We start from the raw sequence: 16,751 nt of genomic DNA on the forward strand, positions 1-16,751 counted from the left end.
TGAGATGCCGCAGGGGCGGCGGGAAGGTCAGGGTGCGCACCGGAGGGGGCGCATCATGACGAAGGGGGCTCGGTCGCCTGGTCGGGGGGCACGCCGGTATCGTCTGCTGCCGCGTCGACGGCGCCGGCTTGCACTGGGTCGGTCTGGCCGGATGTGCGCCTTGCCTGTCTGGCAAGGGCTTCGCTGGCGGCAAAGGCCAGCAGCAAGGGGGTGGTGAGGGCCAGCATGGCCTGTCTGCTCCTGCAACCGATGGGGTGGCCACAGTAAACAGCCGGTCTGTGTCTCAACTTTGCCGAGCGGCCGCTTTTTTGTAGCAGAGTGTGGCATCTTGCTGATCTGGCACACTTTGACACAAACCGCCCGGCGGATTTTCGTATACTCGTGCCAGCTCTAACAGGAGGTCCCCATGAATCAAAACAGCACCCACATTCTGGTGGTCGACGATCACAGCGAGATCCGCGATCTGCTGAAACGTTTTCTGGAACAGCACGGCCTGCGGGTCAGCTGTGCCCGCGATGGCAAGGAGATGAAGCGGCTGCTGGAGGAGCGGGAGTTCGATCTGCTGGTGCTGGATCTGATGATGCCGGGAGAAGACGGCCTGACCCTCTGCCGCGAGCTGCGGGCCAAGTCCAGCCTGCCCATCATCATGCTCACCGCCATGGGGGAGGAGACCGACCGCATCATAGGGCTGGAGATGGGGGCCGACGACTACCTCGCCAAGCCGTTCAATCCGCGCGAGCTGCTGGCCCGCATCAAGGCGGTGATGCGCCGCACCCAGGTCGAGCCGCAGCCGGTGGCCGAGGCCTTGACCCGGGATCTGCGCTTCGATCGCTGGCTGCTCGACATCAACCGGCGCGAGCTGGTGGATGAGGAAGGGGTGGGCCTGAGCCTCTCTACCGCCGAATTCGACCTGCTGCGGGTCTTTCTGGAGCGGCCGCAGCGGGTGCTGAGCCGGGATCAGCTGCTGGATCTGGCCCGCGGCCGCGAGGCGGTGGCGTTCGACCGTGCCATCGACACCCTGGTGAGTCGGCTGCGGCGCAAGCTGGAGCGGGATCCCAAGAATCCCGAGCTTATCAAGACCATCTGGGGCGGCGGTTACCTGTTCGCCGCCGATGTGACCCAGGTATAAGGCGGTGGGGATGTTAAGACGCGGCTGGTCGAAGCTGTGGCCCAAGGGGCTGACCGGCCAGATCATCCTGGTGGCGCTGGCCGGGCTGGTGCTGATCCAGCTGCTCAGCATCCAGATCTATCGCACCGATCGGGAAGAGGCGCTCGGCTACGTCAACAGTCGCAACGCCATGCAGCGCATCGTTTCGGTGGTGCGGCTGCTGGCCCTCTCACCCCCCTCCCTCTATGACGAGATCCTCAAGGCGAGCCGCAGCGAGACCCTGCTGCTGCGCATCGCCGACGAGCCGCTGCAGCCGGACAACCGCAGTCCCCGTTTCGAGCAACTGGTGCGCTCCCGGCTGGGTTACCCCTCGACCCTGATGGTGGAGATCAGCGCCGAGCTCAAGCAGGATGCCCAGCGCAGCCGGGCCTGGCAGCACCACAACCGGATGATGAAGGACCGCAAGGGGGTGCCGCCGCCGCAGGACATGCGGCTGTACGGCTCCATCCAGCTGCCGCGCGGCGGCTGGCTGCAGTTCAGCTCGCTGGTGGACAAGGAGTCGGCCAGCTGGTCCTGGCAGACCACCTTCAACCTGATGCTGGTGGCGAGCCTGGTGATCGGCATGATGATCTGGCTGTTCCGTCGTGCTACCCGGCCGCTCAAGCAGCTGGCCGCCAACGCGGACCGGCTCGGCCGCGGCGAGGACATAGAGCCGCTGCGGGAGGAGGGGCCGACCGAGGTGCGCGAATCCATCCAGGCCTTCAACCGCATGCACACCCGGCTCGATCGCTTCGTGCAGGACAGAACCCGCATGCTGGCGGCCATCTCCCACGACCTGCGTACCCCCATCACCAGCCTGCGGCTGCGCACCGAATTCCTGGACGAGGGGGAGGACAAGGAGCGGATCCAGCAGACCCTGCAACAGATGGAGCAGATGCTGGCGGCCACCCTCAGCTTTGCCAGGGAGGAGGGGCAGCAGGAGGCGACCCGGGAGCTGGACCTGGTCAGCCTGTTGGAGAGCCTGTGCGACGACTATGCCGACACAGGTCAGCCGGTTACCTGCCTGGCAGAGGGCAAGCAGGTCTACGCCTGCCGCGCCAACACCCTGCGCCGGGTGCTGCAAAACCTCATCGGCAACGCCATCAAGTACGCCGGCAGCGCCGAAGTGTCGCTGGAGCGCACCGACAGCGAGCTGGTGATCCGGGTCTGCGATCAGGGGCCCGGCATCGATCCGGCCCGGCTGGAGGATGTGTTCAAGCCGTTCGTGCGCCTCGACGAGGCCCGCAACACCGAATCCGGCAGCGTGGGGCTGGGGCTCTCCATCGCCCGCACCCTGGTGCACCAGCATGGGGGTGAGCTGACCCTGCACAACCGGGAGCAGGGCGGGCTGGAGGCTCGCATCAGCCTGCCGCTGTGAGGGGCGAACGAGCAGATGAAAAGGGCGCCTGCGGGCGCCCTGTTCGTTTTGGTCTTGTACTGGTCCGGCCGGCATCACGCTCGTTTCATACTCGCTCATGCTTGTTCTCCTATGCTGAAGATGGTGATAATCGATGGCCGCGCAGACGGCCAAACAGCAGGGTCGGTACAGGGATGGCAGGTGAGTCGGGAGTCAGGTGGCGAGTCGGATACGGGTGGTTGCTGCTGCTCTGGGCGCTGGTATTGCCGGCATGGGCGAACACAGCGCCCAAACCGCTCATCGTGGCCAACTCCAAGGCCTGGCAGCCCTTCTCCTATCTCAATGAAGCGGGTCAGCCCGATGGCCTGCTGATCGATCTGTGGCGCGAGTATGGCCGTGTCACCGGTCGCCCCATCCAGTTCAAGCTGGTGGACTGGCAGAGCTCGCTGGATCTGGTTCGCAACGGCCAGGCCGATGTCCATGGTGGCCTGCTCTGGTCGCCGGAGCGCAATATGGTCTACGACTATGGCCAGGCCCTCTCCCACCTCGACGCCCAGCTCTTCTTCGCCAACTCCCTGCGCGGTTCGGACGTGAACTACTACCTGCTGCACGAGAGCGTGGGGGTGGTGGCGGGAGGGTTCGAGGAGTACTACGCCCGCAAGAACTTCCCGCGCACCCGGCTGCGCACCTTCGATGACAACGACGCCATGCTGCGCGCGGCCTTGAACGGCGAACTGGAAGCCTTCATCGCCGACCTGCAGGTGGCCAACTTCTACATCTACACCGCGGCGGATCCCACCCGCTTCATCCCGGTGCGCCACCTCTACAGCGATGACGTCCGCTTTGCCGTCGCCAAGGGCAATCAGGCGCTGCTGCAAGAGCTGGAGCAAGGTTTCGCCCGCATCGGCGAGGCGGATCGGGAGCGGATCATCCGCAAGTGGATGCATATCGAGACCGTCTACCCGGCACATCTCTGGCCCTGGCTACTGGCCGTCGGCGGCCTGGTGCTGATGGCCTACATCATCCAGCTGCGGCGGGCGGTGGCGAGTCGTACCGCCGAGCTTATCCAGGCCAACGCCAGGCTGGAGCGTCTCGCCAGCACCGACTCCATGACCGGCATCCTCAATCGGCGCTCCTTCTTGCCGCTGCTGGAACAACGACTGAGCAGCAGCGAGGCGTGTGCCCTGCTGCTGTTCGATCTCGATCGCTTCAAGGGGATCAACGATCACTTCGGGCACGGGGTCGGCGACGAGGTACTGTCGGCCATGGTGGATCGCGTGCAGCGGGTGTTGCCCGCCAGCGCCCTGTTCGCCCGCATCGGCGGCGAGGAGTTCTGCATCAGTCTGCTGGTGGTCGACATGGCGACGCTGCAGCAGTGGGCCGAGCGGATCGGGCGGGAGGTCAATGGCCGCAAGCTGTCGACCAGCGCCGGGGAGCTTGGCATCTCCATCAGCACGGGGGCGGTGTGGGTGCCGGCAGAGGTGAGGGCAGAGGGCCGACGAGTGCTGCTGCAGGCGGATCAGCTGATGTATGGCGCCAAGTCGCTGGGGCGCAACACCTGGCAGGCGGCAAGCTATGTGAAAGAGATGGCCGACGAGGCGGGGCAATAAAAAAACCGCCGCCCAGGGTGGGCGGCGGCGGGTCATCAGAAGTTGTAGGTCATGCCCAGGGTGTAGCGGCGACCATCCAGCACGGTGCCGAAGCTGCTATAGTCCACCGTCTTGTCGAACAGGTTGTAGACGCCTGCGGTGACGTTCAGATGTTCGTTGGCCTTGTAGACCAGACCCGTGTCGAAGAAGGTGTAGGAAGGGGTGCCGTCGGCCATTCTGACCCGGCTCAGGTAGTCCGAGGTCTTGCTGCGGAAGTTGACCCGTGACCAGAGGCTGACGTCATCGGTACTCTTCCAGTCGACCGTGGTGTTGAACATGTGGCGCGGCATCTGGTTAAGCGCCTTGCCCTCGTTCGGACCGCTCTTCTGCTCGGACTGGGTGAAGGTGTAGCTGGAGGCCAGCGACCACTTTTCGTTGATGGCCCAGTTGGCCGTGCCTTCCACCCCGCGCATGTTCGCCTTGTCGACGTTGATGCGGTCGCTGATGAAGTCATAGGTGTGACCGTTCAGGGTGCAGGAGGGATCATCCTTGCTGGTGCAGCGGCGGATCTCGGAGATCTTGTCCTCGAAGTCGGTATTGAACAGAGTCAGCCCTGTGCTCAGCCCCTCCAGACCATCCCACAGCAGGGCGATCTCCTGGCTCACGCTGGTTTCCGGTTTGAGCTGCGGGTTGCCGACCAGCATGCCGTCCTGGGTGCCGCCGCCGGTGGCCTGGCCCCAGTTGGCGGCCGACATGCGCAGATCCGGTGAGCGGTAGCCGGTGGAGACGCCACCCTTCAGGGTCCAGAATTCGGCCGGGTGCCAGACGCCGTACAGACGCGGGCTCCAGTGGGTGCCGTAGTTCTGGTCACGGTCCATCCGCACGCCGCCGGTGAGGGCGAAGCTGTCGGTCAGCGACCACTCGTCTTCCACAAACAGGGCCCAGCTCCAGCGAGTCAGCTGATTGGCACGGTTGGCCACGTTGAGCTGGTTGCCCTCATCCTGCAGATCCTCGTGACGGTATTGACCGCCCACGCTCAGGTAGTGAGCCCCCAGTTCGAACTGGGTATGGGTGTCGGCGATGGTGTTGATGAGCTTCATCTGACGGCCGGGGTTGGTGTTCTCTTCCCGCTGCAGGTAGCTGGTGGAAGAGCCGAAGTCATAACGGCCGTCGTGGGTGATGGCGTAGTTGGTGCGCCCGTAGGTGTTCAGGCTGGGCTTGGCCTTGGCTGCCAGAGAGTCGCCCGGGGTACGGTTGCGATCCTGCAGACCGCGGCTGGCCTCGAAGTCAAAGCGGTTGTGCTCGTCCGGCGTCAGGCTGAACACCACAGTGCCGCTGCGCATCTCCTGTTCGGCGAACCCGTTCTGGAACTGATCCTCGCCGCGGTGGGAGAGCAGACCGTTCACTCGCACCCCCAGCAGGCCATCCACCAGGGCGCCAGCGGTGTAGGCGTTGCTCTGGAAGATGTTGCCGGAGTCCTTGTTCTCCTGGAAGGTGGAGTCGGCCTGCACCGAGCCCTGCCAGGCCGTCATGCTGGCGGTCTTGCGGGTGATGATGTTGATGACGCCGCCCATGGCGTCAGAGCCGTAACGGGAGGACATGGGGCCGCGCACCACCTCGATCCGCTCGATGGCCTGCAGCGGCGGCAGCCAGCCCTGCTCGATGCCGGGGCCGTCGCTGTTGGGACGGGTGCCGCGGCTGTCGACCCGCTTGCCGTCGACCAGCATCAGTGTGTACTTGGAGCTCATGCCGCGAATGCTGATGTCACTGCTGCTGCCGCCGCCGGTGATCACCACCCCCGGCACGTCCTTCAGGGCGTCGGTCACGTCACGGTAGGCGCGTTTCTCCAGTTGCTCGCGCGTCACCACCGAGATGGAGGCGGCGGTGTTCTCGATCTTCTGCTGGAAGCCGGAGGCGGTCACCACCATGACCTCCTGTTCGGCGGCATGGGCGTTGGCGGCGAGGACGGCGAGAATGAGCGTGGTCAGCTTGTTGCGGTGCATTGTTATCATGTTGGCCTGAACTCTTTTTTAGTAAGAAGATGCATTCATCCTTTGGGTGAATCGATGGGGGGTCTCGCCGCATCCCGCGTGAAACCCGGACCAGGCAGGTTCAATCGAATAGTGATCCCGGCGGTCGGCAGGCATTGTAGTGATCACTGATGATTGTGTAAATGATAATTAATCTCATTAATATTGTGCGGTTATCCTCTCGCCAGCAGAGGAGCGGAGGTATGCAAGGATGGGTGCAGGGCGGGGATGACGGGCAGGGTGAATTTGAGGCAACAAAAAACCCGCCGAAGCGGGTTTTTTCAATTCTTGCAGTGGATCCGTTCAGCCGGCAGAAGCGGGGTGAAGGTATCCCTGACTTGAATTACAGGGCAACTACGTTGGCAGCAGCCGGGCCTTTCTGGCCTTGCTCGATGGTGAACTCAACGCGCTGACCTTCTTCCAGGGTTTTGAAACCGTTGGACTGGATAGCGGAGAAGTGTACGAACACGTCTTTGCTGCCGTCAACCGGGGAGATGAAGCCAAAACCTTTTTCGGAGTTGAAGAATTTTACGGTACCAGTCACTTTGGACATAATAATTACTCTCAAATTTAGTGTTTGAAATGCCATCAGATGGCAAGTTTTGATTTTTCGTCAGCAATACGTAGGGGAAGCACTAAAGAAGGAGAATTATTCGTCAAGCATCATCGAAATAACACTTGCACTAATCACTGCTTTACTAAAATGACTGCCTAACATAATCAGGACTGAACTGCCGAACTATCGCTGTCGATTAGAACACGCACGCTTTGTTAAAGCAAACTTTATCTCTCAGTTGGTACTCTGTGCCGGATGACCAGATTTCCAGGACGATTTTACCTTTTATATCAATAGCATGAATATCCATTTCAGATGCTTTTCGGGTTGGTGTGAATCCCTTTGTGCGCAGAAAAAACGAGATAAAGGGTCATGCGAGTCTGCAGATAATGTCACATCAAGGGTCAGAACCTTCCCATTCCATCATGAAAAAGCCAGCCCGCCGACAGGGCGTGGGCTGGCTGCATTCTGTTGAAACGGCATGATCAAGGCTTCTTTCGAAAGCGATTGCTGACGGAGTCAACCCAGCTGAATGTCTCGGGCAGTACCTGATTGGCGGCCCGTTCCTTGGCCTTCTCTCTTGCGAGTTGTGCCGCCGCTTTCGCGGCCGCCGCCCGGTCTGCGACCACCTTGAGCCGGCCTTCCTCGCGAATGCGATTGCGCTCGGCATTGGTCAATGGGTGGTCCGCGTTGGCCTGTGCTTTTTGCAGCAGCAGGGTGATCCCGGCCTTTTCGGCGTCGGTGAGATCCTTCATTTCCAGCTTTTTCACGGCGTGTACCTGATGACGGGGAGGGAACACCCTACCACGTCACCTGGCTGTTTATTGTGCTGTCGATGGCATTCCCGATGATTTCCCCGGTTGGACTAGGCGTGACCGGCTGGTTCGACATGGATCAGCACGATGGCGTGGGGCAGATGGCGCTGGATCCCCTGCTCTATGCGGTCACAGATGGCGTGGGAGTGCTCGATGCTCATCTCCTTGGGCAGTGTCAGGTGGAAGTCGATATGGCGGCGACGCCCCGCCTGACGGCTGCGCAGATCGTGGAAGCCGCCATGCTCCGGGCAGCACTCCTCGATCACTTGGGTGGTGATGGCCAGCTCCTCCTCGCTCATGCTGTGATCCAGCAGGGGCTGGAAGGCCTGGTTGAGCATGGCGATGGCCTCTCTGAGGATGAAGAGCGCGACCCCGATGGCGACGAGGGGATCCAGCAGATAGAGGTTGTAGCCCAGCGAAGAGGCGATCCAGATGCCGAGCAGACCGGCAGCCACCCCGAGCGAGGTCAGCACATCCGCCTTCAGATGCAGGGCATCGGCGGCCAGCGCCACCGACTCTTCCTCCTTGGCGACCCGGTAGAGATAGGCGGAGACGCCGCTGTTGACCAGCGCCGACAACAGCATGACCAGCACGCCGAGCCCGACGCCTTCGATGGGAGTGGGGGTGATCAGCTTGCCGACGGCCTCGAAGATGATCCAGCCGGCGGCCAGCAGGATCAGCAGCGCTTCGATCACGCCGGAGACATTCTCTATCTTGTCGTGGCCATAGGGGTGGCGCGGGTCGGGTGGAATATCCGATTTGCGCACGGCTACCAGCGCGATCAGGGCGGCCACCAGATCCATGGCCGAGTGGATGGCTTCGGAGATGATGCTGACGGAACCGCTCAGTATGCCGGCAATTATCTTCATGACAATCAGGCTGATATTGGAGCAAACCGAGACCAAGGCGGCTCTGGTTTTTCTGGTCATGGGATATCCCTATTCTCGATGAAATAGTTTGAAAATAAGGCCTGATAATATCAGTTTGCGTTAATAATGACTTCTTGAGGTTGTAACTTTTTGTTTCCGGCGATAGTGAGAATGCTTATCCAAATTAACACTGCTCGTTTAAATAATAGTTGTTTTGGTTTTTGGTTATTTATTTCAGGTGGTCGCCAAATAATATTGATAATCGCTACTTTATAAGGCTTCCAGTGTTTTTACGGCCGTTCCTTCCCCGGCCAGGAGTGCCTGACGGGGGTCATCGGCCCCGGTTTGGCGCGGCGTGACGGATGAGGGTGGATTCTTGCGCAAGATTGGGGGTATGCTGGATTGAGTGCGATCCTGGGATCGTCACTGAAAGCGTACTGTAGTCTACGATTCGGATGGCATGCTGGAACTTGGGTTCCAACTGTCTGGGTAACATTTTTGGAGTTTGATGATGAGTAACAAAGAACATCACAACGGCAAAGATGCCAAGAAAAAACCGCAGATGTCACTGAAAGAGAAGCGCGAAGCCAAACGTCAGAAAGCAGAACTGAAAAACGGCAGCGCGATGAAGTAACGCTCCCCATGCTGTAGTTCCTTTGGAGCCAGTAACAAAAAGCCAGCCTGTTTCGGGCTGGCTTTTATGTTTTTGGCGTGGGCTCAGGGGGTCGCGCCGTAGCTGGCAAATATCCGTTCATAGCGGCCATCGGCCCGCATCTTGCCGAGCTGGCGATCGAACCAGCGTTGCTGCACGGCCTGGCGAAAGGCGAAATGGTAGTGGGTGGGGGCGAACAGATCATATTGTCTGACCCGGCTGGGGGCATAGAGCTCGGCGCCATACTTGCTGGTGGCCAGTTGCGCCAGATAGTAATAGAACACCCGTTGCTCCAGGATCACCGCATCCACCCGCCCCAGCATCAGTCTGTGCACCTGTCCCTGCTGCTTGGCGACCTCCTCGTAACGGGGATTCTGATCGGCCATGCTGGCGAAGGCTCCCCCCAATACCTGGCGTGCCCGCTGAAAGGCGCTGACCCTCAACTCTTTCATGTCGTCCAGCGTGGCGATATGGGTCTTGCTCAGGGTGAACACCCGGTTGTGAAAGGCGATGACGGGTTGTGACAGGAAGACGTTGTCCAGCATCCCGGGTTTGACGTTGATGATGGCATCGAGCCTGCCGGACTCCAGCATGCGAAAGGTGCGCTCCAGCGGCAGATATTCGAAGCTGGGCTCGTAGCCGCTGCCACGAAAGGCTTCCCGCAGCAGATCGAGCTCGATGCCGCGTCCCTCTTCCTCAATCACATAGGGGGGAATGGCGAAACTGACCCCCACCCGCAGTGGCTCGCCGGCCAGCAAGAGGGGAGACTGAAACAGCACGGCAAGGCTTGCCGCGAGCAGCAGGATACGAGACAAAAACCCCATGCGTTCTCTCTGACAAACGAATTGCCCTGATGATAAACCCTGGGCGGGCGACAGGGGGAGCAGGGTCGGCGACTCTGGTCGGGGGAGCCGGCTTGCGTGTCGCGCCTGCGTCAATAACGGGCAAAAAAAGGCCCTGCGTGAACAGGGCCCTCTGAACTGTGAGCTTCCCTTAGAAGGGGATGTCGTCGTCGAAATCCATCGGCGGCTCGTTGTATACCGGCGGAGCGGATTGCGGCTGCTGGGCCGGACGGCTATAACCGCCCTGCTGTTGCTGCATGTTCTGCTGCGGAGCCGGGCGGGACTGGTTCATCGGCTGCTGGGACTGCATGCCCTGTTGCGGCTGACCCCAGTTGCCCTGAGACTGACCGCCCATGCCCTGACCGGCGCCTTGCGGACGGCCACCCAGCATCTGCATCACGCCGCTGAAACCATCGACCAGCACCTCGGTGGTGTAACGCTCCTGGCCGCTCTGATCCTGCCACTTACGGGTCTGCAGCTTGCCTTCCACATAGACCTGGGAACCCTTCTTCAGGTACTCGCCCGCCACTTCGGCCAGCTTGCCCATGAATACCACGCGGTGCCACTCGGTACGCTCTTTCTGCTCACCGGTCTGCTTGTCGCGCCAGGTGTCGGAGGTGGCCAGGGTGATGTTGGTCACGGCACCGCCGCTCGGCATGTAGCGCACTTCCGGGTCTTGCCCCAGGTTACCGATCAGAATGACTTTGTTGATGCCTCGACTGGCCATAATCTCTCTTCCACCCTTTGTATTCCGGCCAGGCCATATGCCCGGACCAATTCAACATTTCGTTTGTTTTCTGCGAGATACGCAAGAACGCCGCAGGCGCTTGCGACTCATGTGATGACTGAACCCGGATTGGCTCGCCTGTCGACTGCCATGCCGTTTCCAGATTTTGCCCGCAATAGTAACAGTTTTTAGGGAGAAAGACGTCTTCTTCGTCGCCAGCTTCTCCGGACCGAGGGGTTAACTTACACGAGGCGGGCCTTGGCCAGCAAGTGAGCCGCAGAGGGGGACACCTAGCATCGAAACCTGGGCGCGAAAAGTGAATTCGATGACGCTGCGACAGCCTCTGTCTGCCAAGGTGCCAGTATTCCACCCAAATGGGGGGGATCTGCTAGTTATTTGTATTGCTTGGAAAATTGGTGAGTTTCAAAGGAGGCGCATCACCGTCTAATACTTTTTTAATGCTGCACCCCACGGGGGGCTTGGTACTCTCTGCTGCCGAAAAAAACCATGGCCGCAATGTTCAAGGACCAGCCTTTCATGAGCACCCCATATCCCATCGTACTGGTAACCGAAAACAATGTGCAGGCAACCAGTTTCCAGAGCTATCTGGCCGAGCAGCTGGCACTGCCCATTGTGCTGGTAAGCGCCCTGGAGGAGCTGCCGCAACCGGACGAGCTCGAGCCTCGTCCGCTGTTTCTGGTCGATCTGGACTACCTCAAGTCGAGCCAGCAGGCAGGATGGCCGCGGGAGATCTCCAGCCGCTTCGGCGAGGCCAATACGGTGCTGCTCAATGCCCCGACCAGCACCGATCGGGAATTGCTGCTGATGTGGCCCCATACCAGCGGACTCTTCTTCTGTCAGGATCCGCTGGATCGGCTGGTGCTCGGCATTCGCAAGGTGCTGGAGGGGGAGTACTGGATCCCGCGCCACCTGCTGTGCGATCTGGTCAACTACTACCGCAAGGGTGGGGAACATCACCTGCGCAACCAGACGCTGCTGACCGTGCGCGAGCAGGAGATCATCCGCTATCTGATGACGGGCGCCTCCAATACCGAGATCGCCGACAGCCTGTTCGTGAGCGAGCACACCATCAAGTCCCACCTCTATAACGTCTTCAAGAAATTGAACGTGAAGAACCGCTTGCAGGCGGTGAGCTGGGCCAAGGAATATCTCTGAAATCGATGGGGATGATGGATAAAACCTGTCTATTCATCCAGTAGTCTCTATGCCATACTGACTCGCTCAGGTTTCCGTATCGAGCGTGCAACAAGATGGAAAAGATCGTGGTCCGGGGTGCTCGCACCCACAACCTCAAGAACATCAATCTGACCCTGCCCCGCGACAAGCTGATCGTGGTCACCGGCCTCTCCGGTTCGGGCAAATCCTCTCTGGCGTTCGATACCCTCTATGCCGAGGGGCAGCGCCGCTACGTGGAGTCGCTCTCCGCCTATGCCCGCCAGTTCCTCTCCCTGATGGAGAAGCCGGACGTCGACCATATCGAGGGGCTATCGCCCGCCATCTCCATCGAGCAGAAGTCCACCTCCCACAACCCGCGCTCGACCGTCGGCACCATCACCGAAATCTACGACTACCTGCGTCTGCTGTTTGCCCGGGTCGGTGAGCCGCGCTGCCCGACCCACGCCATTCCGCTCGCCGCCCAGACCATCAGCCAGATGGTGGATCAGGTGCTGGCCCAGCCGGAGGGGAGCAAGCTGATGCTGCTGGCCCCTGTGGTGCGCGATCGCAAGGGGGAGCACACCAAGCTGCTGGAAAACCTGGCGGCCCAGGGTTACATCCGTGCCCGCATCGACGGTGAGGTGTGCGACCTGTCTGACCCTCCCGCGCTGGAGCTGCACAAGAAACACACCATCGAGGTGGTGGTGGATCGCTTCAAGGTGCGCGAGGACCTGGCCCTGCGTCTGGCCGAGTCGTTCGAGACGGCGCTGACCCTCTCCGGTGGCATAGTGCTGGTGGTGCCGATGGACGGCGAGGAGGAGGTCGCCCCCATGACCTTCTCCGCCAACTTCGCCTGCCCGGAGTGCGGCTACTCCATGTCGGAACTGGAGCCGCGCATCTTCTCCTTCAATAACCCGGCCGGAGCCTGCCCCACCTGTGACGGCCTCGGGGTGCAGCAATATTTCGATCCCGCCAAGGTGATCGGCGATCCGGCCATCAGCCTGGCCAACGGCGCCATCCGCGGTTGGGACAAGCGCAGCTTCTACTACTTCCAGATGCTCAAATCCCTCTCCGAGCACTACAAGTTCGATCTGGAGACGCCCTGGGAGGATCTGCCGGTCAAGACTCAGGAGGTGATCCTGCGCGGTTCCGGTCGCACCGAGATCGAGTTCCGCTACATGAACGATCGCGGCGATGTGGTGGTGCGCAAGCACCCGTTCGAGGGGATCCTGCACAACATGGAGCGCCGCTACCGGGAGACCGAATCCAACTCGGTGCGGGAAGAGCTGGCCAAATACATCGCCAACAAATCCTGCACCAGTTGCGGCGGCAGCCGGCTGCGGGAAGAGGCGCGCCACGTCTTCGTCGACAACCGCAACCTGCCGGCCATCGCCGAGCAGTCCATCGGCGATGCGCTGGCCTTCTTCGAAGGGTTGAACCTCACCGGCCAGCGCGCCCAGATTGCCGAGAAGATCTTGAAAGAGATCGTCGAGCGGCTCGGCTTCCTGGTGAATGTGGGTCTCAACTACCTGAGCCTGTCCCGCAGTGCCGAGACTCTCTCCGGCGGTGAGGCGCAGCGGATCCGGCTGGCCAGCCAGATCGGGGCCGGTCTGGTGGGGGTCATGTATGTGCTGGACGAGCCTTCCATCGGCCTGCACCAGCGGGATAACGAGCGACTGCTCAAGACCCTGACCCACCTGCGGGATCTCGGCAACACGGTGATTGTGGTGGAGCACGATGAGGATGCCATTCGCCTCGCCGACCATGTGCTCGACATCGGCCCGGGGGCCGGGGTGCACGGCGGAGCCATCGTCGCCCAAGGCACGCCGGAGGAGATCATTGCGAACCCCGAATCCCTGACCGGTGACTACCTCTCCGGCCGCAAGCAGATCGCCATCCCGGCCGAGCGCACCCCGCTCACCGGCAAGTGGCTGAAACTCAAGGGGGCGAGCGGCAACAACCTGCGCAACGTCAACCTGGACCTGCCCATCGGGGTGATGACCTGTGTCACCGGCGTCTCCGGCTCCGGCAAGTCGACCCTGATCAACGACACCCTGTTCCGTATCGCTCACCGCGAGCTGAACAAGGCGACCGAGTCCACCCCGGCCCCCTATCGCAGCGTCGAGGGGCTGGAGCACCTGGACAAGGTGGTGGATATCGACCAGAGCCCTATCGGCCGTACCCCGCGCTCCAACCCGGCCACCTACACCGGCCTGTTCACCCCGATCCGCGAGCTGCTCTCCGGCACCCAGGAGGCGCGTTCCCGCGGCTACCAGCCGGGCCGCTTCTCCTTCAACGTGAAGGGGGGCCGTTGCGAGGCCTGTCAGGGGGATGGGGTCATCAAGGTGGAGATGCACTTCCTGCCCGATGTCTACGTGCCGTGCGACGTCTGCAAGGGCAAGCGCTACAACCGCGAGACGCTGGAGGTGAAGTACAAGGGCAAGAACATCCACGAAATCCTCGAGATGACGGTGGAAGATGCCCGCGCCTTCTTCGATCCGGTGCCGGCAGTGGCGCGCAAGCTGCAGACCCTGATGGACGTGGGCCTCTCCTATATCCGCCTCGGTCAGTCGGCCACCACGCTCTCTGGCGGCGAGGCGCAGCGGGTCAAGCTGGCGCGCGAGCTCTCCAAGCGGGATACCGGGCAGACCCTCTACATCCTGGACGAGCCCACCACAGGGCTGCACTTCCACGACATCCAACAGCTGCTCAAGGTACTGCACCAGTTGCGGGATCGCGGCAACACTATCGTCATCATCGAGCACAATCTGGACGTCATCAAAACCGCCGACTGGATCGTCGACCTAGGGCCTGAGGGGGGCGCCGGTGGCGGCCGCATCCTGGTGACGGGGACGCCGGAACAGATCAGCCGTTGCGAGGATTCTCATACGGCCCGCTTCCTGGCACCTCTGCTGGCCAGATAAAGCGTTCAATAATTGTGACAAGGGGCCCTGGGCCCCTTGTTTTTATTGTGGTAATTCAGTGACCTCTCGGCGGGCCTATCCTCCATACTTGGGGCAAGACCCTTCCCGCTTCGCATTGCCATTCAAAGGATATTGGCGCCCATGGCTCAACCGTCCCGCTCCATCGACCATCTGCTGGCCTACTCCATGTTTCCGGTCTGGGCCGGAGCCATCCTGATGCTGCTCATCGTGATCGCACTGGCCCAGGTGCCGGCGGCGCAGCGGGTCGAGGAGCGGCGGATGGAGGAGCACCTGCAGCGGGTGATCAGGGCGGTGCAGAACGACATCGGCGCCATGAATGCCTTTACCCGGGACTGGGGGATCTGGGATCAGAGCTACCATTTTCTGGCCCACCCCAACCAGGCCTACATCAACTCCAATCTGCTGGTCGACACCCCGATGCGGGACTTTGAACTCAACGTGTTGAGTTACATGGATTTGCAGGGCTCGGAGATCTGGACCCGCACCCTGTTGCCAGATGCGCCGGACGCGGATACCACCCTGTTGCCCTCCTTTCTGGACGATCTCAAGCTGCAGCTGCTGCGCGAGTCACGGCAGGCGGGCATCAGCAGCCTGAGTGGCGTCAGACGCTCCCAGTGGGGACCGCTCATCTTTTCGCTGCAGCCGGTGACCGATACCCTCGGCAGCGTCAAACCCAACGGTTATCTGCTGGCGACTCGCTGGCTGGACAAACGCTATCTGCAGGATCTGGGGGAACGAACCGCGCTCACGCTGACCATAGCCCAGCCAAGAACGCGCGAGAATCTGGGCTCCTTCAAGCCGCTTGGGCCGAACATGAGCTACCGGCTGGTCGATCTCGGGTTGCAGCAGGTCAGAGGGGAGGGGTTGCTGCTCGACAACGACGGCGAGCCTGTATTGACCCTGATCGTGGACGAGGAGCGGGACGTGTTGCTGGGGGCGATGGAGGGGGCGATCTGGACCTTCATCGGCATGCTGCTGATAAGCTTCGCCTGCATTCTGATGGCTCTGGCCCGGCTGCGGGCCATCGTGCTGGGGCCGATCGGCGAGCTGGTGGGGGCGCTACACCAGTTTACCGAGAAGCAGGACGCGAGCGTGCTGCCCATCATCGACAGCAGCCAGGAGATGGCGCTGCTCAGCCGCAAGTTCCGCGAGATGGCGGCCAGGATCAGCCTGCACCACAGTGCCCTGCAGGCCTACTCCTCCCGCATGGAGGTCGCCGCCTATACGGATCCACTGACTCATGCCTTCAACCGCCGTTATCTCGATGAGTGGTTGCTGAACCGCCAGGATCCGGCGGCAGGCTGGGTGCTGGTGATCCTGGATCTGGATCACTTCAAACGGGTCAACGATCGCTTCGGCCACGACATCGGCGATCTGCTGTTATGTCAGCTGGCCGAGCTGTTGCGAGGGGCGCTGGATGAGGAGGAGCCGCTGATCCGGCTGGGTGGCGAGGAGTTCATGCTGTTACTGGCCAGAGAGGAGCCAGGACAAGTGGCGGAACGGATCGAGCGCCTGCGCCGCAAGATCGCCGACTGCCGTTTCGGGCGGGAGGAGCTGCCGCTGCGCATGACCGTCTCGTTGGGATTCTGCGATTATCCTCTGCATGCGGAGCTGGAGGACTCTTTCTGGAGTCTGAGTTTCAAGCTGGCGGACATGGCCCTGTACCGGGCGAAACAGGAGGGCCGGGATCGCTGGCGTGGATACAGCGGCGAGCTGGGGCGGGCACAGTGGAGGTTGAGCCCGGAGCAGCTGGCGGAAGGGGAGTGGCTGTTGTGCCAGGCCTCCCACGCCAACCAGCCGGTCTAATGGGTCAGGATCAGCAGGGCCATGCCGAGCACGAAACCCAGCAAAATAAACAGAAAAGAGCCAATGCCCCAGATGGCTGCCAATATGGCTACTATTTTGTCCCTTCTGGTTTGTGGTTTCATAAAGAATTACTTACAGCCCGGCTACATGGCCCGCAAAAATACTCTTGTTGGACGAGTGAAACAACCGTTTTCAGTCGTTTTTATCCGCAATAAGATATATGGAAATTATTTCTTATTG

The 16,751-nt window shown here is 61.2% G+C and carries 14 protein-coding genes; 7 read left to right on the forward strand and 7 right to left on the reverse strand.

Going from position 1 to position 16,751, the window contains the following annotated elements; genetic code table 11:
* Positions 1-53: 53 nt before the first annotated feature.
* The gene (locus G5134_RS18255) at positions 54-227 is read right to left on the reverse strand and encodes a hypothetical protein (protein WP_017765550.1); all 174 of its coding nucleotides are present in this window, start codon (positions 225-227) and stop codon (positions 54-56) included.
* Positions 228-406: 179 nt separating this feature from the next.
* On the opposite strand from G5134_RS18255, the gene G5134_RS18260 reads away from it, so the two are divergent.
* The 3 genes from G5134_RS18260 to G5134_RS18270 all read left to right on the forward strand — a co-directional run bounded on the left by G5134_RS18260 (position 407) and on the right by G5134_RS18270 (position 4,114).
* Complete coding sequence (locus G5134_RS18260; RefSeq protein WP_005306095.1) at positions 407-1,129, forward strand: response regulator; 723 nt, start codon at positions 407-409, stop codon at positions 1,127-1,129.
* Between the two features lie 10 nt (positions 1,130-1,139).
* The gene (locus G5134_RS18265) at positions 1,140-2,525 is read left to right on the forward strand and encodes an ATP-binding protein (RefSeq protein ID WP_005306091.1); all 1,386 of its coding nucleotides are present in this window, start codon (positions 1,140-1,142) and stop codon (positions 2,523-2,525) included.
* Between the two features lie 101 nt (positions 2,526-2,626).
* Positions 2,627-4,114: a diguanylate cyclase domain-containing protein gene (locus G5134_RS18270; protein ID WP_421232115.1), complete on the forward strand. Its 1,488-nt coding sequence runs from the start codon at positions 2,627-2,629 to the stop codon at positions 4,112-4,114.
* Between the two features lie 35 nt (positions 4,115-4,149).
* On the opposite strand, the gene G5134_RS18275 is transcribed toward G5134_RS18270, so the two are convergent.
* From G5134_RS18275 to G5134_RS18290, 4 genes are all read right to left on the reverse strand, one after another.
* Positions 4,150-6,096, reverse strand: a complete 1,947-nt coding sequence (locus G5134_RS18275; protein ID WP_421232123.1) for a ligand-gated channel protein — start codon at positions 6,094-6,096, stop codon at positions 4,150-4,152.
* 370 nt (positions 6,097-6,466) lie between these two features.
* Positions 6,467-6,676, reverse strand: a complete 210-nt coding sequence (cspE, locus tag G5134_RS18280) for a transcription antiterminator/RNA stability regulator CspE (protein WP_005306081.1) — start codon at positions 6,674-6,676, stop codon at positions 6,467-6,469.
* 488 nt (positions 6,677-7,164) lie between these two features.
* Positions 7,165-7,449, reverse strand: a complete 285-nt coding sequence (locus G5134_RS18285; protein WP_017787886.1) for a DUF3811 domain-containing protein — start codon at positions 7,447-7,449, stop codon at positions 7,165-7,167.
* A 95-nt stretch (positions 7,450-7,544) separates the two neighbouring features.
* A complete protein-coding gene (locus G5134_RS18290) occupies positions 7,545-8,423 on the reverse strand; it encodes a cation diffusion facilitator family transporter (RefSeq protein WP_421232116.1) in 879 nt (292 codons plus the stop codon).
* A 451-nt stretch (positions 8,424-8,874) separates the two neighbouring features.
* On the opposite strand from G5134_RS18290, the gene G5134_RS18295 reads away from it, so the two are divergent.
* The gene (locus G5134_RS18295) at positions 8,875-8,997 is read left to right on the forward strand and encodes a hypothetical protein (protein ID WP_005306071.1); all 123 of its coding nucleotides are present in this window, start codon (positions 8,875-8,877) and stop codon (positions 8,995-8,997) included.
* Positions 8,998-9,080: 83 nt separating this feature from the next.
* On the opposite strand, the gene G5134_RS18300 is transcribed toward G5134_RS18295, so the two are convergent.
* Both G5134_RS18300 and G5134_RS18305 read right to left on the reverse strand, forming a co-directional pair.
* Positions 9,081-9,839 carry a substrate-binding periplasmic protein gene (locus tag G5134_RS18300; RefSeq protein ID WP_017765557.1) on the reverse strand — a complete coding sequence of 253 codons (759 nt, stop codon included), beginning with the start codon at positions 9,837-9,839 and terminating at the stop codon, positions 9,081-9,083.
* Positions 9,840-10,008: 169 nt separating this feature from the next.
* Complete coding sequence (locus G5134_RS18305; protein ID WP_005306061.1) at positions 10,009-10,584, reverse strand: single-stranded DNA-binding protein; 576 nt, start codon at positions 10,582-10,584, stop codon at positions 10,009-10,011.
* A 516-nt stretch (positions 10,585-11,100) separates the two neighbouring features.
* Between G5134_RS18305 and G5134_RS18310 the strand changes: the two genes are divergently transcribed.
* The 3 genes from G5134_RS18310 to G5134_RS18320 all read left to right on the forward strand — a co-directional run bounded on the left by G5134_RS18310 (position 11,101) and on the right by G5134_RS18320 (position 16,511).
* On the forward strand, positions 11,101-11,760 hold the full coding sequence (locus G5134_RS18310) for a LuxR C-terminal-related transcriptional regulator (protein WP_024942757.1): 660 nt from the start codon (positions 11,101-11,103) through the stop codon (positions 11,758-11,760).
* A gap of 95 nt (positions 11,761-11,855) precedes the next feature.
* Complete coding sequence (gene uvrA / locus G5134_RS18315; RefSeq protein ID WP_421232117.1) at positions 11,856-14,684, forward strand: excinuclease ABC subunit UvrA; 2,829 nt, start codon at positions 11,856-11,858, stop codon at positions 14,682-14,684.
* A 141-nt stretch (positions 14,685-14,825) separates the two neighbouring features.
* Positions 14,826-16,511 (forward strand): sensor domain-containing diguanylate cyclase, encoded by a 1,686-nt coding sequence (locus tag G5134_RS18320; RefSeq protein ID WP_421232118.1) that lies wholly within the window; start codon positions 14,826-14,828, stop codon positions 16,509-16,511.
* Positions 16,512-16,751: the final 240 nt, after the last annotated feature.

This window comes from Aeromonas sp. 600276 (assembly GCF_049175815.1).
Taxonomy (GTDB): Bacteria; Pseudomonadota; Gammaproteobacteria; order Enterobacterales; family Aeromonadaceae; genus Aeromonas; species Aeromonas dhakensis.

Coding starts and splice junctions, on each gene's coding strand:
- G5134_RS18255 (WP_017765550.1), bottom strand. CDS start 227: ATGCTGGCCCTCACCACCCCCTTGCTGCTGGCCTTTGCCGCCAGCGAA.
- G5134_RS18260 (WP_005306095.1), top strand. CDS start 407: ATGAATCAAAACAGCACCCACATTCTGGTGGTCGACGATCACAGCGAG.
- G5134_RS18265 (WP_005306091.1), top strand. CDS start 1,140: ATGTTAAGACGCGGCTGGTCGAAGCTGTGGCCCAAGGGGCTGACCGGC.
- G5134_RS18275 (WP_421232123.1), bottom strand. CDS start 6,096: ATGCACCGCAACAAGCTGACCACGCTCATTCTCGCCGTCCTCGCCGCC.
- cspE (WP_005306081.1), bottom strand. CDS start 6,676: ATGTCCAAAGTGACTGGTACCGTAAAATTCTTCAACTCCGAAAAAGGT.
- G5134_RS18290 (WP_421232116.1), bottom strand. CDS start 8,423: ATGACCAGAAAAACCAGAGCCGCCTTGGTCTCGGTTTGCTCCAATATC.
- G5134_RS18295 (WP_005306071.1), top strand. CDS start 8,875: ATGAGTAACAAAGAACATCACAACGGCAAAGATGCCAAGAAAAAACCG.
- G5134_RS18300 (WP_017765557.1), bottom strand. CDS start 9,839: ATGGGGTTTTTGTCTCGTATCCTGCTGCTCGCGGCAAGCCTTGCCGTG.
- G5134_RS18305 (WP_005306061.1), bottom strand. CDS start 10,584: ATGGCCAGTCGAGGCATCAACAAAGTCATTCTGATCGGTAACCTGGGG.
- G5134_RS18310 (WP_024942757.1), top strand. CDS start 11,101: ATGTTCAAGGACCAGCCTTTCATGAGCACCCCATATCCCATCGTACTG.
- uvrA (WP_421232117.1), top strand. CDS start 11,856: ATGGAAAAGATCGTGGTCCGGGGTGCTCGCACCCACAACCTCAAGAAC.
- G5134_RS18320 (WP_421232118.1), top strand. CDS start 14,826: ATGGCTCAACCGTCCCGCTCCATCGACCATCTGCTGGCCTACTCCATG.